The organism is Pseudomonas sp. B40(2017) (assembly GCF_002112855.1).
Lineage (GTDB): Bacteria > Pseudomonadota > Gammaproteobacteria > Pseudomonadales > Pseudomonadaceae > Aquipseudomonas > Aquipseudomonas pharyngis.
In genome coordinates, this window is record NZ_NEIT01000004.1 from 570,220 (window position 1) to 596,065 (window position 25,846).

Here is a 25,846-nt window from a genome sequence, read left to right on the forward strand (position 1 = left end):
TCGACATGAAGATATGACGGAAAGAAAAAGGCGGTAATGGCTGACTTTGATATCGGGAGGGGTCGCGGAGCAGCAGGCGTCGAGCGCCGGTAAAGGGTTGCAGCTTAACAGACGCGCCGGGGTGCTGACGAGCGGTCAGGGCGCAGATGGCGTAACGCGGGCGCCGGCCGGTCACTTGGCAGTCGTATTCTCTGGTTGAAGGAGGATACAATGCCGGTTGGTTTATAGTTCATGGAGTGGGACGGTGATCGGGCGATTCAATGGATAAAATGCGAGCATTTCTGCTGGGTTTGCCGCGTCGTCAAAAACGACTGCTGCAGGTGGCCACCGACGTTGTTCTCGTCTGGGGGGCGCTGTGGCTGGCATTCATCGTTCGCCTCGGAATCGATGACATGTACAACCCCATCAAAGTGCACGCCTGGCTTTTCGTCTGTGCCCCGCTTGTTGCAATCCCGCTGTTTATTCGATTTGGCATGTATCGCGCGGTCATGCGCTACTTCGGCAATGATGCACTAATTGCCATCATCAAGGCGGTCAGCCTTTCTTCACTGATACTCGCGGTAGTTGTCTACTGGTACAGCAATCATGAAAGTGTTGTCCCCAGATCCATCATTTTCAATTACTGGTGGCTCAGTCTGGTGATCATTGGCGGATTGCGCCTGTGCATGCGTCAGTATTTCATGGGTGACTGGTTCACCGCAGCCCAGCACGTACCGTTCACCAGTCGCGACGATGGCCTGACCAAGGTGGCGATCTATGGTGCCGGAGTCGCCGGTAATCAGCTGGTCGCGGCGCTGCGAATGGGGCGGGTGATGCGCCCGGTGGCATTCATCGATGATGATGCGAGTATCGCTGATCGGGCTATTTCTGGCCTGCAGGTCTATAAGCCCAAGCACATTCAGCAAATGATCGACGTGACGGGAGCACAGGAAATTCTCCTGGCGCTGCCTTCATCGACCCGTGCCCGTCGCCGGGAAATCCTCAACCTGCTGGAAGGATTTCCTCTGCATATTCGCAGTGTTCCAAGCTTTACCGACCTCGCCAGCGGCCGGGTGAAGGTCGATGACATTCAGGAAGTCGACATCGCGGACCTGCTGGGGCGCGACTCGGTGCCGGCCCAGTCCGATCTGCTGGCTCATTGCATTACTGGCAAAGTGGTGATGGTGACAGGCGCGGGCGGGTCAATCGGTTCGGAACTCTGCCGGCAAATCTTTCTGCTGGGGCCGATTACGCTTCTGCTGTTCGATCACAGTGAGTTCAATCTTTACAGCATCCTGTCCGAGCTTGAGCAGCGCATCGCGCGCGAGTCTGTCTCCATTCGTCTACTGCCGATTCTCGGTTCCATCCGACATCCCCACAAGCTCCTGGATGTCATGAAGACGTGGGGTGTGGACACTGTCTATCACGCGGCCGCCTATAAACACGTGCCCATGGTTGAACACAATATTGCCGAAGGTGTGCTCAATAACGTGATCGGCACCCTCAATACGGCGCAGGCAGCATTGCAGGCAGGTGTTTCCAACTTTGTTCTGATTTCCACCGACAAGGCTGTACGCCCCACCAATGTCATGGGCAGCACCAAGCGACTTGCCGAGCTGACCCTGCAGGCGCTGAGTCGTGAGCTGGCCCCTGTACTGTTCGGCGACAAGGCCAATGTGTCTCGCGTCAACAAGACGCGATTCACCATGGTGCGTTTCGGAAATGTGCTGGGTTCGTCGGGGTCGGTGATTCCGCTGTTCCATAGCCAGATCAAATCCGGCGGTCCGCTGACGGTCACTCATCCCAAGATCACCCGCTATTTCATGACGATCCCGGAAGCTGCGCAGTTGGTGATCCAGGCCGGCTCCATGGGGCAGGGGGGGGATGTATTTGTGCTGGACATGGGAGAGCCGGTCAAAATTGTCGAGCTCGCTGAAAAGATGATTCACCTGTCCGGGCTCAGTGTGCGTTCGGAAAAGAATGTGCACGGCGATATTGCAATCGAATTCACCGGGTTGCGACCAGGGGAAAAACTCTATGAAGAACTCCTGATCGGTGACAATGTTTCGGCGACGCCACACCCCATGATCATGAGTGCCAACGAGGACCTCATTCCCTGGGAGGCGCTCAAGGTTCGGCTGTCGGAATTGCTGGCCGCGGTCGAAAAGGACGACTACTCCCGCGTTCGGCAGATTTTGCGCGAAACCGTCAGTGGCTATGCGCCTGATGGAGAAATTGTCGACTGGATCTATCAGCAGCGTCGCCTCGACCCTTGAGCGTGCGGGTATGAGTAAAGAACGCGTTGCGAGTGATATCTGAATCCGGCCTGTAAGCGTCATTGCAGGGCGCCCCGTTGGTGGAACCCCAGCCGGTGCGGCGGTGTTCTTCGATGGCGTTTTACGGTATCCTCGGCGGGCATTTCTGGCTGGGGTCAGGGCGCTGTTTTTTATATTTGCACAGGATTGCGCGGATGTTCGGATTCAACAAATCTCATGCCTCTCATTGATATTGAAGGCATGGGTTTTTCATATTTCGAGAAACTTTCGAACTGTAAAACTTTAGATACTATTTCGTGGCCATGGACTGCAATCAATAGGGCGGCGTTGTTGTGATTGTCCCGTTTTTTGTCGTTCGTTTTTGTATTCAAAGAATGGAAGATGTTTAGTATGACGGGCAGTGCGGTCCAGCGTAAGTTTGGTGTCAATTCAGAGGCCATTGCCTGATGCAAGATTTTTCTACATTACCGCGTGAAATGGTTGCCAGTCTGGTTCGTAACCGGACATTGATAAGGGCATCTATCAAGCGGGAGGTACTGGGGCGCTATCGTGGATCGGTTCTGGGTGTGCTCTGGTCGTTTTTCAACCCGGTCTTCATGCTGGCTGTCTACACATTTGTGTTCAGTGTTGTATTCAAGGCGCGCTGGAGCGGTGGCAGCGATTCGAAAACCGAGTTTGCCCTGATCCTGTTCGCCGGTCTGATGGTATTCAGCCTTTTTGCGGAATGCATCAACCGGGCGCCGGGCCTTATCGTGTCCAATGCCAACTATGTGAAAAAGGTGGTGTATCCCCTGGAAATTCTTCCTTGGGTAAGCCTCGGCGCAGCCATGTTCCATGCGTTGATCAGCCTGGGTGTGTGGATGCTGGCCTACCTGATTTTCTTCGGTGTGCCACACCTGACGGCTCTGTATCTGCCCCTGGTGGTCATGCCCCTGGTATTGGTGATGATGGGGCTTTCCTGGGGATTGGCGTCTCTGGGAGTCTATTTGCGGGATATCGCGCAGTTCATCGGTATCCTCACTTCCGTACTGATGTTTCTGTCGCCTATTTTCTATCCGGCGAGTGCGTTGCCTGAGGCATATCGGCCGGTACTGATGCTCAATCCGTTGACGCCTGTCATCGAGCAGGCCCGGGACGTACTGTTTTTTGGCCGTGCTCCGGATTTTTCAATTATCGGTATCTATTTCCTTATAGGGCTGTTGGTCATGTGGTTAGGCTTTGCCTGGTTCCAGAAAACACGCAAGGGGTTTGCCGATGTCCTCTGATTCGGATATTGCGATCAAGGTTGAAAATCTGAGCAAGTGTTATCAGATTTACGACCAGCCCCACGATCGTTTGAAGCAATTCCTGGTGAAGGGCCGCAAATTCTATCGAGAGTTCTGGGCACTCAACGACGTTTCCTTTGAAATCAGGAAGGGTGAGACAGTCGGTATCATCGGGCGTAACGGCAGTGGCAAGTCCACGCTGTTGCAGATGATTTGCGGCACGCTCAATCCCACCAGCGGCAGTGTACAGACCCATGGTCGTATCGCCGCGCTTCTGGAGCTGGGTTCAGGGTTCAACCCCGAGTTCACCGGGCGCGAAAACATCTACATGAATGCTGCGGTGCTGGGTTTGAGCACCGAGGAAACAGACGCCCGCTACGACAGAATCGTCGAGTTCGCGGACATTGGCAGCTTTATCGAGCAGCCTGTCAAAACCTATTCCAGCGGGATGATGGTGCGCCTTGCGTTCTCGGTGGCGATTCACGTGGAACCGGACATCCTGATCGTCGATGAAGCGTTGTCGGTCGGCGACGCCTACTTCCAGGCCAAGTGCGCAAAAATGATCCAGGGGATCATCGCGGCTGGCTCGACGGTCCTGTTCGTCAGCCATGACACCGCCTCAGTCAAGTCACTTTGCAGCCGGGCCCTGTTGCTCGAATCAGGGCGAAGTCAGTATCTGGGCGATGTGAACACGGCAGTGGAAAAGTATTACTCTGCCCTGATCGAAAGCCAGCGTGTGGACCGAGGCCCCGAGGAAGCTGTCAAGCAGACTGCGGCAGTGGCGTCGGAATATACCGATGGGGTCGAGTCATTCCAGTCCATGGCCAGTTTTCAGCGGATACAGAACGGTGTTGCCGAGTTCATCAACGTAGCGTTGCTGAACGAAAGCGGTCAGATGATCGACGTGGTGGACTTCGGGCAGACGGTGGTGCTGCGCCAGGTGGTGCAGGTCCACAAATCTGTTCCCAGCCTTGGCCTGGCTTACCACATCCGTGACAAGAATGGACAGGACATCATCTACTCCGATACCGGTATCGAAGGTAACCGGCATCTGGTCGATGTCGAGGCCGGCAGTGTTCATGTGATTGAATGGAGGTTTACCGCGCATCTGAGAGAAGGGCACTACTCTGTTTCTTCCATGCTCGCAGAACCGGTGAATCTGAATATCGGTGAGGTCGTCGTGGCGGACTTTGTTCCCATTTCGACGAAGTTCTCACTTTCCAGCGCGGGACATCCACAGATTTACGGAGCCGCGTACTGGAGTAACAAGGTAAGCATGCGAGAAATCAAAAATGGCACAGACTGATCAGAAACTTCACCTCGGATGTGGCTCGGTCACATTCCCCGGCTGGATCAATATCGATCTTGACTCCCCCACGGCCGATCGATTGCTCGATCTCACTGAGCCGTTGCCGTTTGCGGATTCCTCGGTCAGCCATATTTTCAACGAGCATTTCATTGAACATGTCACTCGGGAACAGGCCGTAGCGTTCCTGAAAGAATGCTTTCGGGTACTGACGCCTGGTGGCGCGATTCGTATCACCACGCCCAACCTGCGCTTTCTGACCCACTCCTACTTTTCGGACAGCAAGAACGAGTGGGGTGATCTCTGGCAACCGAATTCGCGATGCCAGATGATGAACGAAGGAATGCGTTCCTGGGGGCATCAGTTTGTCTACGATGCGGAAGAGATGACCCGGGCGATTGGTGAGGCCGGATTCAAGTCCATTGTCTTTCAGTCGTATCGCAAGAGTGCCGATGAGGTCTTTTCCGGCCTTGAGTCCCGTCCGTTTCACAACGAACTGATTGTCGAGGCACGCAAGTCTTCGGCCGTTGACGTGGACGTCGATTTTTCCGCTGTCACTGAAAATGAAGCGACCTGGCTTTCAAGCGGCGCCGGCAGCGTACAGGCCAATGAACACGCTTCGGTGAAAACGGCGCTGGAGTCTGCTGCACGCGCGGAGTTCATCGAAGTTCAGTCCGCGCGCATCCGCGAGGTCGAAGCGGAGTTGCTTGCCCAGCAAGCGCTCGTTCAGCAACAGGCCGGCAATGCCGATGCAAGAGTTGCGGAAGTTGCGAGCATCTCCCAATCGCTTGCGGCTCAAGTGCAGGTGAACGAAGCGCTCAAGTCGCAACTCGATGAGGCCAGGGCGGAGCTGCAGGCCTGTCAGACGTCCTGGTGTGGACGCATCAAATCTTTCTTTAACAGAACTGCACAATAAGTTTCGATTTCGGGGCGCGCATGAATATTACTGTTACCAAGCCGTTTGTTCCTCCTTTCGACGAGTATGAAAAGTACCTGCGAGGGGTTTGGGGCCGTGAATGGTTCACCAACAATGGACCATTGGTTAACGAGCTTGAATTGAAGCTCAAGGAAAAGCTCGACGTCGATCATCTGCTGTTTCTGAGTAACGGTACCATTGCCCTGCAAATCGCAATTCGAGCTCTGGAACTGAAAGGTGAAATCATCACCACGCCTTTCAGCTACGTTGCCACGACGTCCAGCATCGTCTGGGAAAATTGCACGCCGATCATGGTGGATATCTGCCAGGACACGCTGAATATCGATCCGGCGAAAATCGAACAAGCGATCACTCCGCGAACCACGGCCATTCTGGCTACCCATGTATTCGGCAACCCCTGCGATGTCGAAGCGATTGATGCGGTGGCCAAAAAGCATGGCTTGAAAGTCATCTACGATGCCGCTCACGCCTTTGGCACGACCCATAAAGGGCGTTCCCTGCTGGCCTACGGCGATATTGCAACCTGCAGCTTTCATGCAACCAAGCTTTTTCACACCATCGAAGGTGGCGCGGTCGTTACTTCCGATCCTGAAATCCTGAAAAGCATGGCCATGAAGAGAAACTTCGGCCATACCTCGTTGACTGATTTCGGTGGCGTCGGCGTCAATGGCAAGAACTCGGAAGTTCACGCTGCCATGGGGCTGACGAATCTGAAGTACGTCGAAGAGATCCTGGAGAAGCGCAAGGAACTCTGCGACTACTACAAAGAGAACCTGACTGACCTGCCTGTCGAGTTCCAGAAGATTGCACCGGATACGCAATACAATAATTCCTACTTTCCGGTGATCTTCGAAAGTGAAAAGGTGCTTCTGGCTGTCATGGAAGTGCTCAACCTCCACAATATTTATCCTAGGCGCTATTTTTACCCGTCGCTTTCCGAGCTTCCGTACGTCGAGGGGCAAAGTTCTCCGATCTCGGAGGATGTTTCCCGCCGCATCATTTGCCTGCCGCTCTACCACACCCTGTCGCGGGAAGAGATCGACATGATCTGCCGACTCATCAAGCGCTCTGTCAGGTATTGAGTGAATTTTCGGATCAGGAGATTTTGATGAAAAAGTATTACGGAATCATCGGTGCAGGGGGGTATGGCAGAGAGGTCATTCCCCTGGCGCGTGCTTCTCTTTCAGCATCGCTTGCAAGCGGTGACGCGGAGCTGTTTTTCGTTGTTGAGGGCGAGGGTTCGGCCGAAACGGTCAACGGTTTTCCGGTGGTGAGCATGGACGCGTTCCTGGCGCTGCCCGGGGAGCGTTATTTCAGTATCGCCATTGGTGCTTCCGATGTCAGGGAACGTATCGCCCGGCTGTGCGAAGACCAGGGCGCGATGCCTTTTTCCGTGATTGCTCAAAACGTCGTGATCCTCGATGCCAATGAAATCGGTGAGGGGGCGGTGCTGTCCCCGTTCGTGACCGTGACATCGAACGCGAAGATCGGCAAACATTTCCACGCCAACCTCTATTCCTATGTGGCGCACGACTGTATGGTCGGCGACTTCGTGACCTTTGCCCCCGGCGTCAAATGTAACGGCAATGTCGTCATCGAAGATCATGCCTACATCGGTACTGGCGCCGTGATCAAGCAAGGCACGTCCAAGCGGCCCTTGACGATCGGGCGTGGGGCCATTGTCGGGATGGGGGCCGTGGTGACAAAGAGTGTCGCGCCAGGCGACACGGTCATCGGCAACCCCGCGCGGCCTCTGCGCGAGGCGCTGCGCAAATGACAACACTGAATGATTTTCTGAGCGGGCTCTCCATCGAGCAGATTGAAGTCGGGATGCAGGTTTCCTATTCCCAGACCATCACGGACGCCGATGTGAAAGCCTATGCCGGGTTGTCCGGAGACAATAACCCGGTGCACATGAGCGACGAGTACGCGAAGGACTCGCGGTTCAAGGCGCGTATTGCTCACGGGCTGTTTTCCGCCGGGTTCTTTTCCGCATTGTTCGGCACCCGATTGCCGGGTCCGGGTTGTGTGTATGTCTCGCAGAATCTGGTGTTCAAGGCGCCGGTCTATCTGCAGGACACCGTCGTTGCCATCGTCTGTGTCAAAGACGTCAACGTGCGCAAGAGAATTGTCACGTTCCGTACCTACTGCACGGTCAAGGACCAACTGGTCATTGATGGTGAGGCGCAAATCTATGTTCCGAAGAAACCAGCAGCTGCAGAGGGTTCGGTAAGTGCTTAAGGAAAAGGTTGCTCTCTCGGTTCTACTGGTTTCCTACAACCATGAAAACCATATCCGTCAGGCGTTGAATGCCTTGTTCGGGCAGGTTTTCGACGGGCCGATAGAACTGGTGGTCGCGGATGACAAATCGACGGACAGTACGCTTTCCATCATCAGGGAATATGAAGGAATCGACAGTCGCTTTACATTCAAGTATCTGGATTACAGCGAAAACCTCGGTATAACCAAAAACTATAAACGCGGCTTCAATGCCTGTTCCAATGAATACGTGGCAGTGCTTGAAGGCGACGATTACTGGGTCAGTCCGCACAAGTTGAGTCGCCAGGCAACATTCCTCTCGGAACATTGGGAATCCGACGTGTGCGGGGTCAACTACTTTGTCTACGAAGAAGACCGCGCACAGCTTACCCCGCGGGTGCCTGTTTCCACCGGGCACCGGTTCATCACCGCCAGAGAGCTGATTGCCGACAACATCATCGGCAATTTTTCCACTTGCATGTATCGCCGCTCGGCGTTTGCCAGGCTGCCGGACGCCTTGTTCGATATCAAATCCTACGACTGGATTACCAATATCGTACTGGCACGCACCAGCGTGATCGGTTTTCTACAGGAGCCCATGTCTGTCTATCGTCTGCACACCGCCGGCGTCTGGACGCAAACACCTCACGTGGAAAAGCTCAAGGCCCAGCTCGATGTGTTGCCTGCGTACGATGAACTGACCGACGGCGTTTTCCATGAGGACTTTGAACTGCTTGCCAGTCGTCTGCGCCACGTCATTACCGCGTCGCAGATCGGACACGTGGCCGAGACGGTCAGTCAGCCGGTCATTCGTGCCGTGCCGACGTTGCTCAACTTCATGCCGCCGATCCTGATTGTCGTGATCAAGGCGCTCATGCCTGTTGCGCTTAAAAATCTTATTGTCAGAGTTGTGAAACGGAGTCGGTCGGTATGAGTTCCCCTACAGTTTCCGTGATCATGGCGACCTATAATCACGCTCCTTTTGTGGCCGAGGCGATCCAGAGTGTCCTTGGGCAGGCCGGTGTGGATTTCGAGTTCCTCATCTCTGATGACGGCTCTGCCGACAACACGCGGGACGTGGTTGCGTCCATCAAGGACGAGCGGATCAGGTTCTATCCCAATGAAGTCAACCGCGGCGCCGGTGTCGTCACCAATGAACTGATCCAGCGTGCTTCGGGCGAGTTCATCGCACTGCTCAACTCGGACGATTACTGGTGCGACAGCGACAAGCTGGCTGTCCAGGTTCAGTTCCTTCGGGATAACCCACAGGTAGGCGCCTGCTTTGGCCGGGCTCGTTTTGTCGATAAGGACGGGCGCCCAATGGACAAGGCGAGCATTCCGTCCGGCGATGTATTCGACCAGCCGAACCGCTCTCAGGGTGAATGGCTGCGGCGGTTCTTCGAGCTGGGCAACTGCATCTGTCATCCGACCATGCTCATCCGCAAAGCGTGCTACGACGAGTTGGGCATGTACAGCAACAGGATGCGCCAGCTTCCCGACCTGGATATGTGGATTCGCCTGCTCAAGCATTACCAGATCCATATCTTCGACAAGGAAATGATTACGTTCCGTTTGATGCCGGGTGAAAACGCCAGCAGCCAGACCGTGACCAACTCGATCCGGACCATCAACGAACACTACCTGATTGCCGAGAATTTCTTTGACGACGTGACGGCCAAGCAACTGACTGAGGGATTCTCGGATCTGTTGCGCATCAAGACCATCGCGTCCGATATCCACCTTGATATCGAAAAGGCGCTTTTGTATCTGGCTCACAACCAGTGGCTCGGAAAGCCTTACCAGATGATCGGAATCCTGAAGCTCAATGCACTGCTGAACAGTCCTGAGCACCACAAGGTCATGGTCGAGCAATACGGGATGGATGACCGCTGGTACCAGAAGGAGCTGGGGGAAATCGATGTGCTGCGGCCCCGGGTCGTGGCGGTCATGAGTCAGCAGAAATCCCGGGCGAGACATTTTCTGCAGCGTTTTTTCCCCAAGGGATAAGTGCTGATGATCGGGTTTGCTTGAAGATCTGATTGTTACATAAGCGGTAACAGATGCGTTTTTGACATCGCCCAACCATCGCCTAAGTTTGAGAGGCAGCTTCGGAAAAGCTGCTTTCTCAAAACATGTCATGGAGCGTCAATTATGCGTACCGGTTATTTCTACTCGTTGCTCTTCGCTTTTCTCGCCAGCGCCTCGATTGCCGCCGTTGCGGCGCCAGGGGTGTCTTCCGAGAACATCAGGGCGCCATTGGTGCTTGACGCTGCCGCTTCATCCCAAAGCGAAAAGGTCGATCTCAACGGTGCCGATGCAGCGACGCTGCAAAAGGAGTTGGCCGGGGTGGGAGAGGCGAAGGCAAAAGCGATTGTTGCCTATCGTGAGGCTAATGGGCCTTTTGCATCGGTGGACGAATTGCTTGAAGTGAAAGGTATCGGCAAGGCGATCCTCGATCGCAATCGCGACAAGCTGGAAGTGAACTAAGCTGATTGTTCAACGCCAAGGGGCCGGTCATTGACCGGCCCTTTTTGCTTCCAGCTTCTTTGAAACGTCGCAGGAGGGCGATAGCCTTTCCGTCGAAGGATAGAAAATTACGGCTATCATATTGCTTTTAGATTATGCCTATAATAATTTCAGTCGCCACTGAAGCCCTCTGCTTTTTCAGCGGTCGCTCATTCCTCACGCATTCCAGGAGTATCGTCATGAATTCCCCGAAATCCCAAGGCACGGCGCTGGTCACTGGCGCTTCTTCCGGCATCGGTGCGGTGTATGCCGAGCGGTTGGCGGCACGTGGTTTTGATCTGTTGCTGGTGGCTCGCGATCAGGAGCGTCTGGAGTCCGCAGCCAGCAAGCTGCGGGATGCCCATGGCGTTCAGGTCGAAGTGCTGAAGGCCGATCTGACGCAAAAGGATGAAGTGATCAAGCTTGAGCAGCGCCTGCGCAGCGATTCCAGTATCAGCCTGCTGGTCAACAATGCGGGGGTGGCAGTCAATGGCTTGCTGGCCAACGCCGATCCCGATGTGCTGGAGCAACTGATTCAGTTGAACGTCACCACGCTGACCCGGCTGGCAGCCGCAGCCGCCTCGGCGTTCACCCGCGCCGGGCGTGGCACGATCATCAATATCGCGTCCGTGGTCGCCCTGTTCCCCGAACGTTTCAACGCCACCTACAGCGCCAGCAAGGCTTACGTGTTGAGCCTGACTCAATCGCTCAATACCGAACTGGAAGGCACCGGGGTCAAGGTGCAAGCGGTATTGCCCGGTGTGACCCGGACCGAAATCTGGGAACGCTCCGGTTTTGATGCCAGCGGCATTCCGGCGGAAATGGTCATGGAGGCGGGCGAGATGGTCGATGCCGCGCTGTCCGGCCTGGATCAGGGCGAATTGGTCACGATTCCTTCGCTGCCCGATGCCGGGGAATGGCAAGCCTTCGTCGCCGCGCGTCATGTGATGGCGCCCAATCTGTCCCATAGCTCTGCCGCCAGCCGATACAAGTAAATCAAGTCGAGAGAGGTCAACCCGATATGGATCAGCGTCGAGTAGTTGTCACGGGTATGGGCCTGGTATCGCCCTTGGGAAGTGGCGTCGAAGTCGTCTGGCAGCGCTTGCTGGCCGGGCGTTCGGGATTGCGTAACCTGCCGGAAGCGGTGATTGCCGATCTGCCGACCCGGGTCGGCGGCGTGGTGCCGACGATGGAGGAGGACGCCGAAGCGGGTTTCGATCCGGATCGCGCCACGCCGCCCAAAGAACAGAAGAAAATGGATCGGTTCATTCTGTTCGCGATGGAGGCTGCGCGGCAGGCGCTTGAACAGGCCGGCTGGCATCCGACCGAATCTCAGGCTCAGGAGCGCACCGCGACCATCATCGGCTCCGGTGTCGGCGGCTTCGGCGCGATCGCCGATGCGGTGCGCACCACCGACAGCCGTGGCCCGCGACGTCTGTCGCCGTTCACCATTCCATCGTTTCTGGTCAACCTTGCGGCGGGGCATGTCTCGATCCAGCACGGTCTCAAGGGGCCGCTCGGCGCGCCGGTCACCGCGTGTGCCGCCGGCGTGCAGGCGATCGGTGACGCTGCGCGATTGATTCGTGCCGGTGAGGCCGACATCGCGGTGTGCGGCGGCGCCGAGGCGTCAATCGATCGAGTCAGTCTCGCCGGCTTTGCGGCGGCGCGGGCTTTGTCCAGTGGCTACAACGACACGCCTGAGCGCGCCTCGCGTCCGTTCGACAGCGGACGTGACGGTTTCGTGATGGGCGAGGGCGCCGGGCTGCTGGTGATCGAGTCGCTGGAGCACGCACTGGCGCGCGGCGCACAGCCGCTGGTCGAACTGGTCGGATATGGCACCAGCGCCGACGCCTATCACCTGACCGCCGGGCCGGAAGACGGCAGCGGTGCACGGCGGGCGATGACAGTGGCGCTGGCCCAGGCCGGTATAGCGCCGGATCAGGTGCAGCATCTGAATGCGCATGCGACCTCGACCCCGGTGGGCGACCTCGGTGAACTGGCGGCGATCAAATCGGTTTTTGGCGCACAAAACTCAATTGCCGTGACCTCGACCAAATCCGCGACGGGGCATTTGCTCGGTGCGGCGGGAGGTCTGGAAGCGATCTTCACGCTGTTGGCGATCCGCGATCAAATCGTTCCGCCCACCCTTAATCTGGAAAATCCCGATCCGGCCAGCGAAGGCGTAGACATCGTTCACGGCCAGGCGCGGTCAATACCGATCGAATATGCGTTGTCCAACGGGTTCGGCTTCGGTGGGGTCAATGCCAGCGTGCTGTTCAAGCGCTGGCAGGCTTAGTCTTCCGAGCGTTTGAGGTGTTCGCGGGTGACGTCCAGAATCTGCTGCGCAAATTCAGGATCCGCGACACTGCGTGACAGCAGGAGCGCCCCGGCCAGTGTCGCCATGATGACGATGCTGCGCTCGGCGGCGTTCTCGCCTTCAAGGGTGCCTTCGATCTGGTCCAGGCGAGCCTTGAGCACTTCATCGCTGGTCGGGCTCGGCTGGCCGCGCAATCCCAGCTCCGATGAAATGGTCAGCAGCGGGCAGCCTTCATGCGGCGTGGTCTGGTGCCATTCGGACAGGTAGGTGTCGATGAACAGCTCCAGCGGGTTTTTCTGGGCGAAGATCTCCGCACACAAGCCAGCCACTTGATCTCCGGCCGCTTGCAGTGCTTTTTCAACGAGTTCGTCCTTGGACTTGAAGTGCGAGTAGAAACCGCCGTGCGTCAGGCCCAGCGCTTTCATCAATGGCTGCAGTCCGGTCGCACCGATGCCGTCCTTGCGAAAACGCTCGGAAGCTTCCTTGATGATGCGCTGATGGGTCTGGGCTTTATGATCCTGCGAGTAACGCATTTAAACTCTCCGCAACAAGATCGCCATCTTAACCAATGCAAATTGAATGGTGACTGTACTTCTACTTCTAAAAAAACGGCCGGTGACTCCGACATGTTCGTAACAGCCATCAACGGTTGGCACGGATAGTGGTTGCAGCTTGCAAAGTTGCCATCACTTGAGGAGCAGGAGAATCATGTACAAAGACTACCCGGCCGCCTATCAGGTCAGCAAAGGCTCGGCGTTACAGGTCAATACACCTTTCTATGAACGGATTCGCGATCGCAAGGACGGGCGCACGCTGATCGAACAATTCGAAGTGCCGATCCGCACCGGGCGGGCCTGGCACGTGCCGGCGGGGCATGTGTTTCGTGTCACCACACCGGTCGGGCCCCAGGTGGGCGATTTCAATGTGTGGAACGCACACGATCCACGTGAACGGATGTGGGCGGCGCGCACCCGGCAACTGCAGGGCGCGCATGTCAGCACCCACGACCGGTTGTGGTCGAACCTGCCTTTTCTGCGTCCGCTGGTGACAATCACTGATGACAGCCTCGCCGACTATGGCATCGACGAGCACGGTGGGCGCCTGCACGATTTGCTCGGCACGCGCTGCGATCCCTATGTAAACAAAATGCTCACTGGCGAGGATTTTCATCATCACTGCCATTCCAACCTGACCCGCGCCGTGTTGCCCCATGGCCTGACCGAGTTCGATGTGCATGACGTGCTGAACATCTTTCAGTGCACCGGCCTGAATCACGATGATCTGTATTTCATGAAGGCCTGTCCGGCGCAGAAAGGTGACTACCTGGAGTTCTTCGCCGAAATCGACTTGCTGTGCGCGTTGTCGACCTGCCCGGGTGGTGATCTGTCATTGGCGATGTGGGGGCCGGACGCGCAGGATCCATTGACCGTGTGCCGCCCGCTCGGTGTGGAAATTTATCGTCTGGATGAGGCGCTGCTCGAAGGCTGGAGCCAGCCGGAACGTGCAGCGTACAAAGGCCTGCATGGCTTGCACATTGCCAAGGCCGAGTGGGAAAAGTAACCGCGACAAAAAACAAACCCCGCCGATTCAGGCGGGGTTTTTCGTTCAGCGGTCCTGCGCGTCCTTGATGTCCGCTTCGGCGTTGCGTTCAGCGACGCGCTTGCGTTGTTCATCGGTCAGTTCGACCTTGTTGGCGGTGTCACGCAACATCATCAGACCGCCGACGATCGAGCCGATTGCAACGACCAGAATCAACCAGGCATACCAGGGCATAACGGCTCTCCTTAAGGGCAGGTCGACGGGCGAGGGTTTCGTCGTGCAACGCTGCATACCACTTTGAGCGAAGTGCATTCGCGGTGGTTCCATTCTAGGCCGGTTATGCCCGTCGAGGTTTACAGTCCGGTGAGCATGGCGTCTGCCGGGGCGTTGGCGCGCAATTGGCCGGTCAACAGGAAGTAGCCGAAACCGACGGCCATGAAACCGAGGAAGATCAGTCCGATCAACGCATTGAACCAGGCCATCGCCACCAGGCACACCAAGGCCAGCGCCAATGCAATCAGCGGAATCAGCGGATAGCACGGCGCACGGAAGGTACGCTCCAGATTCGGTTCGGACTTACGCAGTTTGAACAGGCTGAGCATGCTCATGATGTACATCACGATTGCGCCGAACACGGCCATGGTGATCATCGCGGCAGTGAGGGTCATGCCGCCGAGGTTGATCAGGCCGTCGCTGTAGATCGCTGCGATGCCAATCACGCCGCCGGCGATGATGGCGCGGTGCGGGGTCTGGAACCGCGACAGCTTCGCCAGCGAGGCGGGCAGATAACCGGCGCGGGCGAGGGCGAAGAATTGCCGCGAGTAGCCAAGAATGATCCCGTGGAAACTCGCCACCAGCCCGAACAGACCGATCCACACCAGCATGTGCAGCCAGCCGGAGTTGTCGCCGACCACCGCTTTCATTGCCTGAGGCAGCGGGTCGTTGATGTTCGACAGGGTGCGCCAGTCGCCGACACCGCCGGCAAAGAACATCACGCCCATCGCCAGCAGCACCAATGTCAGAATGCCGCTGATGTAGGCCTTGGGAATCGTGCGTTTCGGGTCCTTGGCTTCTTCGGCCGCCATGGCTGCGCCTTCGATGGCGAGGAAGAACCAGATCGCAAACGGAATCGCCGCGAACATGCCCGCAATCGCCGGAGCGCCGAAGATGTCCGAGCCGGCCCAGCCATTCAGCGCGAAGTTGCTGAAGCTGAACGCCGGGGCGACCACGCCCATGAACACCAGCAACTCGGCGACGGCCAGGACGCAGACGATCAGTTCGAAGGTCGCGGCCAGTTTCACCCCGAGAATGTTCAGACCCATGAACACGATGTACGCGCCGACCGCCGCGTGTTTCGGATCGAGGGCCGGAAACTGCACGTTCAGGTACGCACCAATCGCCAAGGCAATCGCCGGCGGGGCGAAGACGAATTCGATCAGCGTCGCCAGTCCGGCGATCAATCCACCTTTTTCACCGAACGCCCGGCGGCTGTAGGCGAACGGCCCGCCCGCGTGGGGGATCGCCGTGGTCAATTCGGTGAAGCTGAAGATGAAACAGGTGTACATGGTCGCGACCATGAACGAAGTCACCAGGAAACCCAGGGTTCCCGCGACGCCCCAGCCGTAACTCCAGCCGAAGTACTCCCCGGAAATCACCAGCCCCACCGCGATGCCCCACAGGTGCAAGGTGCCCAGCGTGGGTTTGAGTTGTGTGTTCATGTGTTTGCTCCCTGAACGGATTGGAAAGCTCGGGGGAAGGGCGTGTGCAGTGGCCGTGCCATTTTGTATTGGCGGGTCGTAATAGGCTGAAAGCTGTCGTATCGGGGATGTTCGCGGCGCAATGCCCACAAAATTGTGCGCCAGTTGGGTGCGATGTTGTCTGTGCTGCCGTCTTCGCGGGCAAGCCCGCTCCCACAGGTATCAGCGGTGTCTGGGCGCGCGCATTTCAAGTTGTGGGAGTGGGCTTGCCCGGGAAGCGGCCCGTCCACACGACGCAAAACTTTGCTGTAACGCCCGCGTAAACCCACTCTTTACGCTTTCTTTATGCCCCGCCCACACCCTCGCTCTCGTTCCTTTACAGCCTCCTTTCCGACAATGCCTCCACACGCGGCAATACGCCGTAACACGGAGATCTTCCATGAGCGTTCTGGACGGGGTGTCACTGCTGCTGGCAGTGGGGCTGTTCATTTATCTGTTGGTTGCGCTGTTGCGCGCGGATCGGACTTAGGAGCGGCTATGCACAGTTATGACTATTGGCTGATCCTCGCTTTCTTCGCGGTGGTCTTGCTGCCGGCGCCGTTCCTCGGGCGCTTCTACTACAAGGTGATGGAGGGCCAGCGCACCTGGCTGACGCCGATTCTTGGCCCGGTCGAGCGCGGCTGTTACCGCATCGCCGGGGTCAATCCGCAGGACGAACAGAGCTGGCAGAAGTACACGCTGGCGCTGCTGGCGTTCAACCTCGCCGGTTTTCTGCTGCTGTTCGCGATCCTGCTGTTCCAGGATCACCTGCCGCTGAACCCGCAAAACCTGCCGGGTCAGGAGTGGACCCTGGCGTTCAACACCGCCGTCAGTTTCATGACCAACACCAACTGGCAGGCCTACAGCGGCGAGGCGTCGCTCAGCTACCTGAGCCAGATGGTCGGGCTCACCGTGCAAAACTTCGTCAGCGCCGCCACCGGCCTCGCCGTGTTGGTCGCACTGTGCCGTGGCATCGGGCGCAAATCCACCAAGACCCTCGGTAACTTCTGGGTCGACATGACCCGCGCCACCCTCTACGGCCTGCTGCCGCTGTGCCTGCTGCTGGCGCTGTACCTGGTGTGGCAGGGCGTGCCGCAGACCTTCGCCCAATATGTGAATGCTGTGACGATGCAGGGCGTTGATCAGGTGATCCCGCTCGGCCCGGCCGCCAGTCAGATTGCGATCAAGCAACTGGGCACCAACGGCGGTGGCTTCTTCGGCGTCAACTCGGCGCATCCGTTCGAGAACCCGACCGCCTGGAGCAACCTGTTCGAAGTCGTATCGATCATTCTGATCCCGGTGGCGCTGGTGTTCACCTTCGGCCATTACGTGAAAGATTTGCGTCAGAGCCGCGCCATCATCGGTTGCATGCTCGCGCTGTTCATCATCGGCGGCGCCACTTCGCTGTGGGCCGAGTATCAACCGAACCCTGCCTTGAACAACGTCGCCGTCGAGCAGACCGCGCCGCTGGAAGGCAAGGAAGCGCGCTTCGGCACCACTGCCACTGTTCTTTGGTCGGTGACCACCACCGCGGCGTCGAACGGTTCGGTCAACGGCATGCATGACAGCCTCAACCCGCTCAGCGGCATGGTCGCGCTGGTGAACATGATGGTCGGCGAAGTGATCTTCGGCGGCGTCGGCGCGGGGCTCTACGGCATGTTGCTGAACGTGCTGATCGCGGTGTTCCTCGCCGGCCTGATGATCGGCCGCACCCCGGAATACCTCGGCAAGAAACTCCAGGCTCGTGAAGTGCAACTGCTGGTCGTCACCCTGCTGGTCATGCCGGTCGGCGTGCTGGTGCTGGGCGCGATTGCCGCGAGCCTGCCGGGCCCGGTGGCGGCGGTGAGCAACCCCGGCCCGCACGGTTTCAGTCAGTTGCTCTACGCCTACACCTCGGCCAGTGCCAACAATGGTTCGGCGTTCGGCGGCTTCGGCGCCAACACTGCGTTCCACAACCTGATGCTCGGCCTGGGCATGTTGATCGGCCGTTTCGGTTACATCCTCCCGGTACTGGCCCTGGCCGGCAGCCTGGCGATGAAGAAAACCGCACCGATCGGCCAGAACAGCTTTCCGACCCACGGCCCGCTGTTCGTGACCCTGTTGACCGTGACCATTTTGCTGGTGGGCGGCCTGACCTTTTTGCCGACCCTCGCATTGGGCCCAATCGCCGAACATCTGAGCATGGGCTTCTAAGGAGTCAATGATGAATATGCCCGCAATCAAACCCGCCGCCGTCAAGGCGCCGGAACAAGCGAAAACCGCGATCAGCGCCCTGTGGCGCCCAGCGCTGGTGCAAGCGTTCGTCAAGCTCGACCCGCGCCAGTTGCAGCGCTCGCCGGTGATGCTGGTGGTCGAACTGACGGCGATCCTGACCACCGTGCTGTGCTTCATTCCCGACAGCAGCGTGCCGACTTTCGTTGCCGCGCAAATCGCCCTGTGGCTGTGGTTCACCGTGCTGTTCGCCAACTTCGCCGAAGCGCTGGCCGAAGGTCGCGGCAAGGCTCGCGCCGACAGCCTCAAGGCTGGCAGCGAAGGCCTGAGCGCCCGACGCAAACTGGCCAACGGCAGCTTCCAGGTCGTACCGGCCACCAGCCTGCGCAAGGGCGATGTGGTGCGTGTCGAAGCCGGGGAAATGATCCCCGGTGACGGCGAGGTCATCGAAGGTATTGCGGCGGTCAACGAAGCCGCGATCACCGGTGAATCGGCTCCGGTGATCCGTGAGTCCGGCGGCGACCGTTCCGCCGTCACCGGCAACACACGGCTGGTGTCCGACTGGCTGCTGGTGAAGATCACCGCTAACCCTGGTGAATCGACTCTGGATCGGATGATCGCGCTGGTCGAAGGCGCCAAACGCCAGAAGACCCCGAACGAAGTCGCGCTGGACATCCTGCTGATCGGCCTGACCCTGATCTTTCTGCTGGTGGTCGTGACCCTGCAACCGTTCGCCCACTTCGCCAACGGCAGCCTGCCGCTGGTGTTCCTGGTGGCGTTATTGGTCACGCTGATTCCGACCACCATTGGCGGGCTGCTATCGGCCATCGGTATCGCCGGGATGGATCGTCTGGTGCGCCTGAACGTGATCGCCAAGTCCGGCCGTGCGGTGGAAGCGGCGGGTGACGTGCATGTGTTGCTGCTGGACAAGACCGGCACCATCACTTTCGGCAACCGTCGTTGCAGCGCGGTATATGCGGCGCCGGGCGTGAATGCCCGTGAGCTGGCCGAAGGCGCGCTGTTCGCTTCGCTGGCCGACGAAACTGCCGAAGGCAAGTCCATCGTCGAGTACCTGCGCGGCTCCAATCCGCAGCCGGAACCTTCGCCGGAAACCCTGACCGCCGTACCGTTCAGCGCGGAAACCCGCTTGTCCGGTGTTGACTACCAGGGCCGTGTATTCCGCAAGGGCGCGGTGGATTCGCTGCTGGCCTTCCTCGGTCAACAGCGCAAGGATCTGGCCCCGGCGCTGTCCCGGGAAATCGACAAGATCGCCCAGAGTGGCGGTACCCCGTTGCTGGTCTGCGCCGACGGCAAACTGCTCGGGGCGATCCACCTGAAAGACGTGGTCAAGCCGGGTATCCGCGAGCGTTTCGCCGAGCTGCGCAAGCTGGGAATTCGCACGGTGATGGTCACCGGCGACAACCCGCTGACTGCTGCCGCGATTGCTGCTGAAGCAGGCGTCGACGACGTGCTGGCCGAAGCGACACCTGAGAAGAAACTGGCGCGCATCCGTCACGAGCAGAACGACGGTCGGCTGGTCGCGATGTGCGGCGATGGCGCCAACGACGCACCGGCGCTGGCCCAGGCTGACGTCGGCATGGCGATGAACGACGGCACGCAAGCGGCGCGCGAAGCGGCCAACATGGTCGACCTCGACAGCGACCCGACCAAGCTGCTGGACGTGGTGCAGATCGGCAAGGAATTGCTGGTGACTCGCGGCGCGCTGACGACTTTTTCCATCGCCAACGACGTGGCCAAGTACTTCGCGATCCTGCCGGCGCTGTTTGCCGCGATCTACCCGCAACTGGGCGTGCTGAACATCATGCAGTTGAGCAGTCCGCAGAGCGCGATCCTGTCGGCCATCGTGTTCAACGCTTTGATCATCGTGGTGCTGATTCCGTTGGCCCTGCGTGGTGTGCGGGTGCAGGCGGCGAGTGCGGCGGCGCTGCTGCGGCGCAATTTGCTGATCTATGGTCTGGGCGGGATTCTGGTGCCGTTCGTGGGGATCAAGGCGATCGACATGCTGTTGACGGCGTTGCATCTGGTTTGAGTGAGCGGTGTTTGCTGGATCTCTACACGGCTTGAGATCCAGCCCTCATCGGAACGCCGCCCGCCTAACCCTCTCCCGGAGGGAGAGGGGACTGACCGAGGTATTTGTAAGAGCTACATCGACCTGAGATATCGAGCCGAACTCAGGATTTGAAAAGCACAAAGATTGGCTCCCTTTCCCCCTCGCCCCCTTGGGGGAGAGCGCTGGGGTGAGGGGGAGGGATCTTCCTGACACCCCACCAAAGTTTGCCCAATGAATTCGAGGATTTTGAAATGTCCACAATGATCCGTCCGGCCCTGAGCCTGCTGGTGCTGATGGCCCTGGTCACCGGCGTTGCCTATCCACTGGTGGTGACCGGCGTTGCCCAGGTTGCCTTCCCCGAGCAGGCCAACGGCAGTCTGGTGCGCGACGCCGAAGGCAAGGTGCGTGGCTCGTCGCTGATCGCTCAGGATTTTGTCGGCGATGCCTGGTTCCATCCGCGTCCATCGGCCGGTGCCTTTGCCACCGTGTCGAGCAGTGCGAGCAACCTGTCACCAAGCAATCCGGCACTGGCCACTCGGGTGATCGATGACGCCAACAAGCTGCAGGTGCCCGGCCAGGGCCCGGTGCCGCTGGCGCTGCTGACCACCTCCGGCAGTGGGCTCGATCCGCACTTGCCACCGCAGGCGATTGCCTATCAACTGGCGCGTGTTGCAGCCGCGCGTAATGTGCCGGTAGCGACTTTGCAGCAACTGCTCGACGCGCACATCGAACAGCCGTTGGTGGGCCCGCCGGTGGTGAATGTGCTGGCGCTGAACATGGCGCTCGAAAAGCTCTGAATCGGTGGCGCGGCCAATCGCTGGCAAGCCAGCTCCCACAGGAGCACGCATTCCCCATGTGGGAGCTGGCTTGCCAGCGATGACGGCAGTCCAGGCAATACACAAACATCAGGAAGAGAGCTTCAAGCATGAGTGACTCCGGCCGCGCCGACGCGCTGTTAGCAGACTTGCCCCGCGACGGACGCGGCCGGCTCAAGGTTTTCCTCGGCGCCGCGCCGGGTGTAGGCAAGACTTACGCAATGCTGCAGGCGGCCCATACCCAGTTGCGCCAAGGGGTGAAAGTCATTGCCGGCGTGGTCGAAACCCACGGCCGCGCCGAAACCGAAGCGCTGCTTGGCGGCTTGCCGCAACTGCCGCTGGTGCGCTCGGAATACCGCGGCGTGACGCTCGAAGAAATGGACCTCGACGGTCTGCTCGCGGCCAAGCCGAAGCTTGTGCTGGTGGATGAACTCGCCCACAGCAACGCCCCCGGCAGCCGCCACGCCAAACGCTGGCAGGACATTCAGGAACTGCTCGCCGCCGGCATCGACGTGTACACCACGGTCAACGTCCAGCACCTGGAAAGTCTCAACGATCAGGTGCGCGGCATCACCGGCGTGCAGGTGCGCGAAACCCTGCCGGACTGGGTGCTGCAAGAGGCCTACGAACTGCTGCTGATCGACCTGCCGCCCCGCGAACTGCTCGAGCGCCTGCGCGAAGGCAAGGTCTACGTGCCGGAGCAGGCACGCGCCGCGATCGATGCATTTTTTACCCAGACCAACCTCACCGCGCTGCGCGAACTGGCGATGCAGACCGCTGCCGCGCAAGTCGATAACGATCTCGCTCAGGGCTATCGTCAGCTTGGCCAGGCCGCGCCAGCGGTGCGCGGGCGCTTGCTGGTCGGCGTCGATGGCGATGCCCAGGCCGAACGGCTGGTGCGTCATGCCAGTCGGGTTGCCCAGCGTCGGCATTTGCCGTGGAGTCTGGTGCACGTCGACAACGGCAGTGTGCGTGACGAGCAATCGCGCCTGCGCCTGCAAAGCGCCCAGCAACTGGCCGAACGCCTCGGCGGCGAAGTGGTGCTGCTGCGGGCCGGCGAAGTGGCGAAAACCCTGATCCAGCATGCGGCGGAACGGCGGGCGAGTCTGGTGCTGGTTGGTCAGTCGCGGCCGCGCCTGCGCAGGCGTCTGTTCGGTGGTGGGCTGGCGGCGCGTTTGCTGCGTCAGGCCCATGGTCTGGAAATCAACGTGCTGGACAGTGATCAGGAACAGCATCAACCGCGCCCGCGTGTCGCGCCGACGCTGGTGTGGTTCGACTACGCGCTGGCGCTGGACGCGACGCTGTTGGCCAGTGCACTGGCGTGGGCGGTCTCCAGCGTGCTGCCGTTGCCGAATATCTCGCTGGTGTTTCTTGCGGCGGTGCTTCTGGTGGCGGTGCGCAGCAGTCTCGGCCCGGCGCTGGCCTGTGCGGCGCTGTCGTTTCTGACCTATGACTTTCTGTTCATCCCGCCGAATTTCTCCTTCAGCATCCAGCGCGAAGAAGACGTGCTGACCTTGCTGTTCTTCCTGCTGATGGCGGCGCTCACCGGCAATCTCGCGGCGCGTCAGCGGCGGCAATTGCAGGCGCTGCGCGATACCCAGGAAGAGACCACTGAACTGCTCGACCTGTCGCGCAAACTCACCGCCGCCACCGACCGTCAGGCCGTGGTCAGCGCCGCAGCCCAACACCTCAATGGCTGGAGCGATCTGCAGCTGTGCCTGCTCAATCGCGACGGGCAGGGCGGCTGGAAAGTCGAAACCGGCGGGCCGCTGCAATTCACTGAATCCGAGCGCGCCGCCGCCGACTGGGCCTGGCAACACGATCAACCGGCGGGCATGGGCACCGGCACGTTGCCGTTCGGGCGCTGGTGGTGGTGGCCACTGTCGGTGGAAGACGGGCCGCTGGCGCTGCTCGGTGTATGCGCCAAAGAAGGCCAGACCTTGAGCGGCCAACGCCGGCGTTTGCTGACCGCATTGAGTCAGCCGCTGGCGCAGGCACTGGCCCGGGCGCAACTGGCCGATGACCTGGAAGCCGCGCGCCTGCACGGCGAAACCGAACAACTGCGCAGCGCCTTGCTGGCCTCGGTGTCCCACGATCTGCGCACGCCGCTGACTTCGATGCGTGGCAGCATCGACAGCCTGCTGGCGCTCGGCGAAGCGATCCCGCTGGAGGATCGCCGCGAGCTGCTGGAAGGCACCCGCGATGAAGCCGAACGTCTCGACCGCTACATCCAGAACCTGCTGGACATGACCCGTCTCGGCCACGGCGCCCTGAAGCTGGCTCGGGACTGGGTGTTGCCGGCGGACATCGTCGGCAGTGCGCTCAATCGTCTGCGGGCGGTGTTGTCGTCGTTGCAAGTGAGCACCGATGTACCGGCCGAGTTGCCGCTGTTGTACGTGCATGCCGCGTTGATCGAGCAGGCGCTGGTCAACGTGCTGGAAAACGCCGCCCGATTCTCGCCATCCCACGGCCGTTTGCAACTGCGCGCCGGGGCGGATGACAGCGAAGTGTTTTTCTCGGTCAGCGATGAAGGGCCGGGGATTCCGGTTGATGAGCGGGCGAAGATTTTCGACATGTTCTACACCGCCGCCCGGGGTGATCGGGGCGGGCAGGGCACTGGCCTCGGGTTGGCGATCTGTCAGGGCATGGTCGGCGCCCATGGCGGGCGGATCAGTGTCGGCGACGGCATCGACGGGCGCGGCACCTGTATCACCTTGCACCTGCCGTTGCAGACGCAACCGGGGATGGACGGTGAAGCCTGATCCGCGCTGCGCTACTCTCTTGCCACTCTTTTGTGTTGATGTGAATTCATGAGCCAGACCGCGACCATTTTGGTCATCGATGACGAACCGCAGATCCGCAAGTTCCTGCGTATCAGCCTCGCTTCCCAGGGCTACAAAGTGCTGGAGGCAGGCACCGGCGCCGAGGGCCTGGCCCAGGCGGCGCTGAATAAACCGGACTTGCTGGTGCTCGACCTCGGCCTGCCGGACATGGACGGCCAGCAGGTACTGCGCGAGTTTCGCGAATGGGCCACGGCGCCGGTGCTGGTGCTGTCGGTGCGCGCCAGCGAAGGGCAGAAGGTCCAGGCGCTGGATGGCGGCGCCAATGACTACGTGACCAAGCCGTTCGGCATTCAAGAGTTTCTCGCCCGGGTGCGCGCGTTGCTGCGTCAGGCACCGGCCGGCGAAGCGCAGCAAGCCGCGTTGAATTTCGGCCCGCTGACCGTGGACCTGGCGTATCGCCGGGTGTTGCTCGACGGCGTCGAAGTCGCCCTGACCCGCAAGGAGTACGCGGTGCTGGCGCAACTGGCGCGGCATCCGGGGCGGGTAATCACCCAGCAGCAATTGCTCAAGGACATCTGGGGCCCGACTCACACCGAGGATAGCCACTACCTGCGGATCGTGGTCGGGCATCTGCGGCAGAAGCTGGCAGACGATCCGACCCGGCCACGCTTTATCGTGACCGAGGCGGGTGTCGGTTATCGGTTGTTGAGCGAGAGCGGCCTTTAGTTCTGCTCGCTCTCGTAGCGATCCAGCGTATCCCGGGCAATCTCCCGGCCCAGCGCGATCAATTCGGGCGCCTTGTAGAACTCGAAGAACCGGCATACCCGCTTCGGCACGTTGATCAGGATGTCCGGCGGATACCCGGCGATCTTGTACTGCGCCAGCGAGGTCTGCATCACCTCGAAACTCTGGTTGATCAGATCGAGCAATGAAGCCGGCCCGACGTTATCGACGATGAACGATCCGGTGGCGGATTTCGGTGCGCCATCGCGTTCCGGTGCGGCGGCCGGTTGCTGGGCTTCCGGCTCCGCGCCTTCGACCCAAGGATTGATGTCCGCCGCCTCGGCACGCAGCGCTTCCTGTTCCAGCATCAGCAATTGCTCGGCCTGTTTGCGGCGGAACGGCATCTTCGAGCCGAGCGAACTGATCAGGCTGTCGAAGCGCGTACGGAACGCGGCGGGCCGCTGGATCACCGGCAGTTTGTAATGGCGCTGGTTGGTCGAGTTGAGATTGACTGCGATGATCAGGTCGCAATGGCTCGACACCACCGGCACGATCGGCAACGGGTTGAGAATGCCGCCGTCCACCAGCATCCGGTTGCCCTGCATCACCGGAGTGAACAGGCTGGGAATCGCTGCCGAGGCGCGCATGGCCTGATGCAGGCAGCCTTCCTGAAACCAGATTTCCTGTTGGTTGGTGAGGTCGGCGGCCACCGCCGTGTAGGGAATGCGCAGATCTTCGATGTTGATCTCGCCGACAATCTTGCGGATCTGGCCGAAGACTTTTTCGCCGCGGATCGCACCGAGACGAAAGCTGACGTCCACCAGGCGCAGCACGTCGAGGTAATCCAAGCTTTCGATCCAGTTGCGGTACTCGTCGAGCTTGCCGGCGGCGTAGATCCCGCCGACCACGGCCCCCATGGAACAGCCGGCAATACAACTGATGTCATAGCCCCGTCGTTCGATCTCTTCAATGACCCCGATATGGGCATAGCCCCGGGCGCCACCGGAGCCCAGCACCAGTGCGACACGCTTTTTCATCAAACTTCCTCCCGACAAGGTTGCACAATGCACCCATCGAGGGCCGGGCTTCAATCGCCGGGGTCGCTCGGGGCGGCAATGGCGTCG

The 25,846-nt window shown here is 59.5% G+C and carries 23 protein-coding genes; 19 read left to right on the forward strand and 4 right to left on the reverse strand.

Annotation, left to right across the window (positions count from 1 at the left end; all coding sequences use genetic code 11):
• The first annotated feature begins 260 nt into the window (after nucleotides 1-260).
• From CAF76_RS13370 to fabF, 12 genes are all read left to right on the forward strand, one after another.
• A complete protein-coding gene (locus tag CAF76_RS13370) occupies nucleotides 261-2,255 on the forward strand; it encodes a nucleoside-diphosphate sugar epimerase/dehydratase (RefSeq protein ID WP_085647539.1) in 1,995 nt (664 codons plus the stop codon).
• Nucleotides 2,256-2,701: 446 nt separating this feature from the next.
• On the forward strand, nucleotides 2,702-3,520 hold the full coding sequence (locus CAF76_RS13375; protein WP_085647540.1) for an ABC transporter permease: 819 nt from the start codon (nucleotides 2,702-2,704) through the stop codon (nucleotides 3,518-3,520).
• The gene (locus tag CAF76_RS13380; RefSeq protein ID WP_085647541.1) at nucleotides 3,510-4,826 is read left to right on the forward strand and encodes an ABC transporter ATP-binding protein; all 1,317 of its coding nucleotides are present in this window, start codon (nucleotides 3,510-3,512) and stop codon (nucleotides 4,824-4,826) included. The genes CAF76_RS13375 and CAF76_RS13380 overlap by 11 nt, the downstream gene beginning before the upstream one ends.
• Entirely contained in the window at nucleotides 4,813-5,742 is a 930-nt protein-coding gene (locus CAF76_RS13385; RefSeq protein ID WP_085647542.1) for a methyltransferase domain-containing protein, read from the forward strand. Before CAF76_RS13380 ends, CAF76_RS13385 begins: the two co-directional genes overlap by 14 nt.
• Nucleotides 5,743-5,762: 20 nt before the next feature.
• Nucleotides 5,763-6,845 (forward strand): DegT/DnrJ/EryC1/StrS aminotransferase family protein, encoded by a 1,083-nt coding sequence (locus CAF76_RS13390; protein WP_085647543.1) that lies wholly within the window; start codon nucleotides 5,763-5,765, stop codon nucleotides 6,843-6,845.
• Between the two features lie 26 nt (nucleotides 6,846-6,871).
• On the forward strand, nucleotides 6,872-7,540 hold the full coding sequence (locus tag CAF76_RS13395; RefSeq protein WP_085647544.1) for an acetyltransferase: 669 nt from the start codon (nucleotides 6,872-6,874) through the stop codon (nucleotides 7,538-7,540).
• Nucleotides 7,537-8,004 (forward strand): MaoC family dehydratase, encoded by a 468-nt coding sequence (locus CAF76_RS13400; protein WP_011335340.1) that lies wholly within the window; start codon nucleotides 7,537-7,539, stop codon nucleotides 8,002-8,004. The genes CAF76_RS13395 and CAF76_RS13400 overlap by 4 nt, the downstream gene beginning before the upstream one ends.
• Nucleotides 7,997-8,956 carry a glycosyltransferase gene (locus CAF76_RS13405; RefSeq protein ID WP_011335339.1) on the forward strand — a complete coding sequence of 320 codons (960 nt, stop codon included), beginning with the start codon at nucleotides 7,997-7,999 and terminating at the stop codon, nucleotides 8,954-8,956. The genes CAF76_RS13400 and CAF76_RS13405 overlap by 8 nt, the downstream gene beginning before the upstream one ends.
• A 17-nt stretch (nucleotides 8,957-8,973) precedes the next feature.
• Nucleotides 8,974-10,029: a glycosyltransferase gene (locus CAF76_RS13410; RefSeq protein ID WP_256579612.1), complete on the forward strand. Its 1,056-nt coding sequence runs from the start codon at nucleotides 8,974-8,976 to the stop codon at nucleotides 10,027-10,029.
• Between the two features lie 144 nt (nucleotides 10,030-10,173).
• Nucleotides 10,174-10,509 (forward strand): ComEA family DNA-binding protein, encoded by a 336-nt coding sequence (locus CAF76_RS13415; RefSeq protein WP_011335337.1) that lies wholly within the window; start codon nucleotides 10,174-10,176, stop codon nucleotides 10,507-10,509.
• A 218-nt stretch (nucleotides 10,510-10,727) separates the two neighbouring features.
• Nucleotides 10,728-11,522, forward strand: a complete 795-nt coding sequence (locus tag CAF76_RS13420; protein ID WP_085647546.1) for an SDR family oxidoreductase — start codon at nucleotides 10,728-10,730, stop codon at nucleotides 11,520-11,522.
• A 26-nt stretch (nucleotides 11,523-11,548) separates the two neighbouring features.
• Nucleotides 11,549-12,823 carry a beta-ketoacyl-ACP synthase II gene (fabF, locus tag CAF76_RS13425; protein WP_085647547.1) on the forward strand — a complete coding sequence of 425 codons (1,275 nt, stop codon included), beginning with the start codon at nucleotides 11,549-11,551 and terminating at the stop codon, nucleotides 12,821-12,823.
• Here the strand turns inward: fabF and CAF76_RS13430 are convergent.
• Nucleotides 12,820-13,377: a TetR/AcrR family transcriptional regulator gene (locus CAF76_RS13430; protein ID WP_085647548.1), complete on the reverse strand. Its 558-nt coding sequence runs from the start codon at nucleotides 13,375-13,377 to the stop codon at nucleotides 12,820-12,822. The genes fabF and CAF76_RS13430 overlap by 4 nt on opposite strands.
• A 175-nt stretch (nucleotides 13,378-13,552) precedes the next feature.
• Between CAF76_RS13430 and CAF76_RS13435 the strand changes: the two genes are divergently transcribed.
• The gene (locus CAF76_RS13435) at nucleotides 13,553-14,404 is read left to right on the forward strand and encodes a DUF1989 domain-containing protein (protein ID WP_007950937.1); all 852 of its coding nucleotides are present in this window, start codon (nucleotides 13,553-13,555) and stop codon (nucleotides 14,402-14,404) included.
• A 45-nt stretch (nucleotides 14,405-14,449) separates the two neighbouring features.
• Here CAF76_RS13435 and CAF76_RS13440 read toward each other — a convergent pair whose 3' ends face one another.
• Both CAF76_RS13440 and eat read right to left on the reverse strand, forming a co-directional pair.
• Nucleotides 14,450-14,617, reverse strand: a complete 168-nt coding sequence (locus tag CAF76_RS13440) for a DUF2897 family protein (RefSeq protein ID WP_007950938.1) — start codon at nucleotides 14,615-14,617, stop codon at nucleotides 14,450-14,452.
• A gap of 119 nt (nucleotides 14,618-14,736) precedes the next feature.
• Nucleotides 14,737-16,101: an ethanolamine permease gene (eat, locus tag CAF76_RS13445; protein WP_085647549.1), complete on the reverse strand. Its 1,365-nt coding sequence runs from the start codon at nucleotides 16,099-16,101 to the stop codon at nucleotides 14,737-14,739.
• A gap of 418 nt (nucleotides 16,102-16,519) precedes the next feature.
• Between eat and kdpF the strand changes: the two genes are divergently transcribed.
• The 6 genes from kdpF to CAF76_RS13475 all read left to right on the forward strand — a co-directional run bounded on the left by kdpF (nucleotide 16,520) and on the right by CAF76_RS13475 (nucleotide 24,725).
• On the forward strand, nucleotides 16,520-16,609 hold the full coding sequence (gene kdpF, locus CAF76_RS13450) for a K(+)-transporting ATPase subunit F (RefSeq protein ID WP_007950940.1): 90 nt from the start codon (nucleotides 16,520-16,522) through the stop codon (nucleotides 16,607-16,609).
• Nucleotides 16,610-16,617: 8 nt separating this feature from the next.
• The gene (gene kdpA, locus CAF76_RS13455; protein ID WP_085647550.1) at nucleotides 16,618-18,312 is read left to right on the forward strand and encodes a potassium-transporting ATPase subunit KdpA; all 1,695 of its coding nucleotides are present in this window, start codon (nucleotides 16,618-16,620) and stop codon (nucleotides 18,310-18,312) included.
• Between the two features lie 10 nt (nucleotides 18,313-18,322).
• The gene (gene kdpB / locus CAF76_RS13460; protein ID WP_085647551.1) at nucleotides 18,323-20,380 is read left to right on the forward strand and encodes a potassium-transporting ATPase subunit KdpB; all 2,058 of its coding nucleotides are present in this window, start codon (nucleotides 18,323-18,325) and stop codon (nucleotides 20,378-20,380) included.
• Between the two features lie 272 nt (nucleotides 20,381-20,652).
• On the forward strand, nucleotides 20,653-21,198 hold the full coding sequence (gene kdpC / locus CAF76_RS13465; protein WP_085647552.1) for a potassium-transporting ATPase subunit KdpC: 546 nt from the start codon (nucleotides 20,653-20,655) through the stop codon (nucleotides 21,196-21,198).
• A 128-nt stretch (nucleotides 21,199-21,326) separates the two neighbouring features.
• Nucleotides 21,327-23,978: a sensor histidine kinase KdpD gene (locus CAF76_RS13470; RefSeq protein WP_085647553.1), complete on the forward strand. Its 2,652-nt coding sequence runs from the start codon at nucleotides 21,327-21,329 to the stop codon at nucleotides 23,976-23,978.
• A 48-nt stretch (nucleotides 23,979-24,026) separates the two neighbouring features.
• Entirely contained in the window at nucleotides 24,027-24,725 is a 699-nt protein-coding gene (locus tag CAF76_RS13475) for a response regulator (RefSeq protein WP_085647554.1), read from the forward strand.
• On the opposite strand, the gene CAF76_RS13480 is transcribed toward CAF76_RS13475, so the two are convergent.
• Nucleotides 24,722-25,759 carry a patatin-like phospholipase family protein gene (locus tag CAF76_RS13480; protein ID WP_085647555.1) on the reverse strand — a complete coding sequence of 346 codons (1,038 nt, stop codon included), beginning with the start codon at nucleotides 25,757-25,759 and terminating at the stop codon, nucleotides 24,722-24,724. The genes CAF76_RS13475 and CAF76_RS13480 overlap by 4 nt on opposite strands.
• Nucleotides 25,760-25,846: the final 87 nt, after the last annotated feature.

Bases quoted from the DNA above. Each gene is read 5' to 3' on its own strand.
- CAF76_RS13370 (WP_085647539.1), top strand. From the start codon at position 261: ATGGATAAAATGCGAGCATTTCTGCTGGGTTTGCCGCGTCGTCAAAAA.
- CAF76_RS13375 (WP_085647540.1), top strand. From the start codon at position 2,702: ATGCAAGATTTTTCTACATTACCGCGTGAAATGGTTGCCAGTCTGGTT.
- CAF76_RS13380 (WP_085647541.1), top strand. From the start codon at position 3,510: ATGTCCTCTGATTCGGATATTGCGATCAAGGTTGAAAATCTGAGCAAG.
- CAF76_RS13385 (WP_085647542.1), top strand. From the start codon at position 4,813: ATGGCACAGACTGATCAGAAACTTCACCTCGGATGTGGCTCGGTCACA.
- CAF76_RS13390 (WP_085647543.1), top strand. From the start codon at position 5,763: ATGAATATTACTGTTACCAAGCCGTTTGTTCCTCCTTTCGACGAGTAT.
- CAF76_RS13395 (WP_085647544.1), top strand. From the start codon at position 6,872: ATGAAAAAGTATTACGGAATCATCGGTGCAGGGGGGTATGGCAGAGAG.
- CAF76_RS13400 (WP_011335340.1), top strand. From the start codon at position 7,537: ATGACAACACTGAATGATTTTCTGAGCGGGCTCTCCATCGAGCAGATT.
- CAF76_RS13415 (WP_011335337.1), top strand. From the start codon at position 10,174: ATGCGTACCGGTTATTTCTACTCGTTGCTCTTCGCTTTTCTCGCCAGC.
- CAF76_RS13420 (WP_085647546.1), top strand. From the start codon at position 10,728: ATGAATTCCCCGAAATCCCAAGGCACGGCGCTGGTCACTGGCGCTTCT.
- fabF (WP_085647547.1), top strand. From the start codon at position 11,549: ATGGATCAGCGTCGAGTAGTTGTCACGGGTATGGGCCTGGTATCGCCC.
- CAF76_RS13430 (WP_085647548.1), bottom strand. From the start codon at position 13,377: ATGCGTTACTCGCAGGATCATAAAGCCCAGACCCATCAGCGCATCATC.
- CAF76_RS13435 (WP_007950937.1), top strand. From the start codon at position 13,553: ATGTACAAAGACTACCCGGCCGCCTATCAGGTCAGCAAAGGCTCGGCG.
- CAF76_RS13440 (WP_007950938.1), bottom strand. From the start codon at position 14,617: ATGCCCTGGTATGCCTGGTTGATTCTGGTCGTTGCAATCGGCTCGATC.
- eat (WP_085647549.1), bottom strand. From the start codon at position 16,101: ATGAACACACAACTCAAACCCACGCTGGGCACCTTGCACCTGTGGGGC.
- kdpF (WP_007950940.1), top strand. From the start codon at position 16,520: ATGAGCGTTCTGGACGGGGTGTCACTGCTGCTGGCAGTGGGGCTGTTC.
- kdpA (WP_085647550.1), top strand. From the start codon at position 16,618: ATGCACAGTTATGACTATTGGCTGATCCTCGCTTTCTTCGCGGTGGTC.
- kdpB (WP_085647551.1), top strand. From the start codon at position 18,323: ATGAATATGCCCGCAATCAAACCCGCCGCCGTCAAGGCGCCGGAACAA.
- kdpC (WP_085647552.1), top strand. From the start codon at position 20,653: ATGTCCACAATGATCCGTCCGGCCCTGAGCCTGCTGGTGCTGATGGCC.
- CAF76_RS13470 (WP_085647553.1), top strand. From the start codon at position 21,327: ATGAGTGACTCCGGCCGCGCCGACGCGCTGTTAGCAGACTTGCCCCGC.
- CAF76_RS13475 (WP_085647554.1), top strand. From the start codon at position 24,027: ATGAGCCAGACCGCGACCATTTTGGTCATCGATGACGAACCGCAGATC.
- CAF76_RS13480 (WP_085647555.1), bottom strand. From the start codon at position 25,759: ATGAAAAAGCGTGTCGCACTGGTGCTGGGCTCCGGTGGCGCCCGGGGC.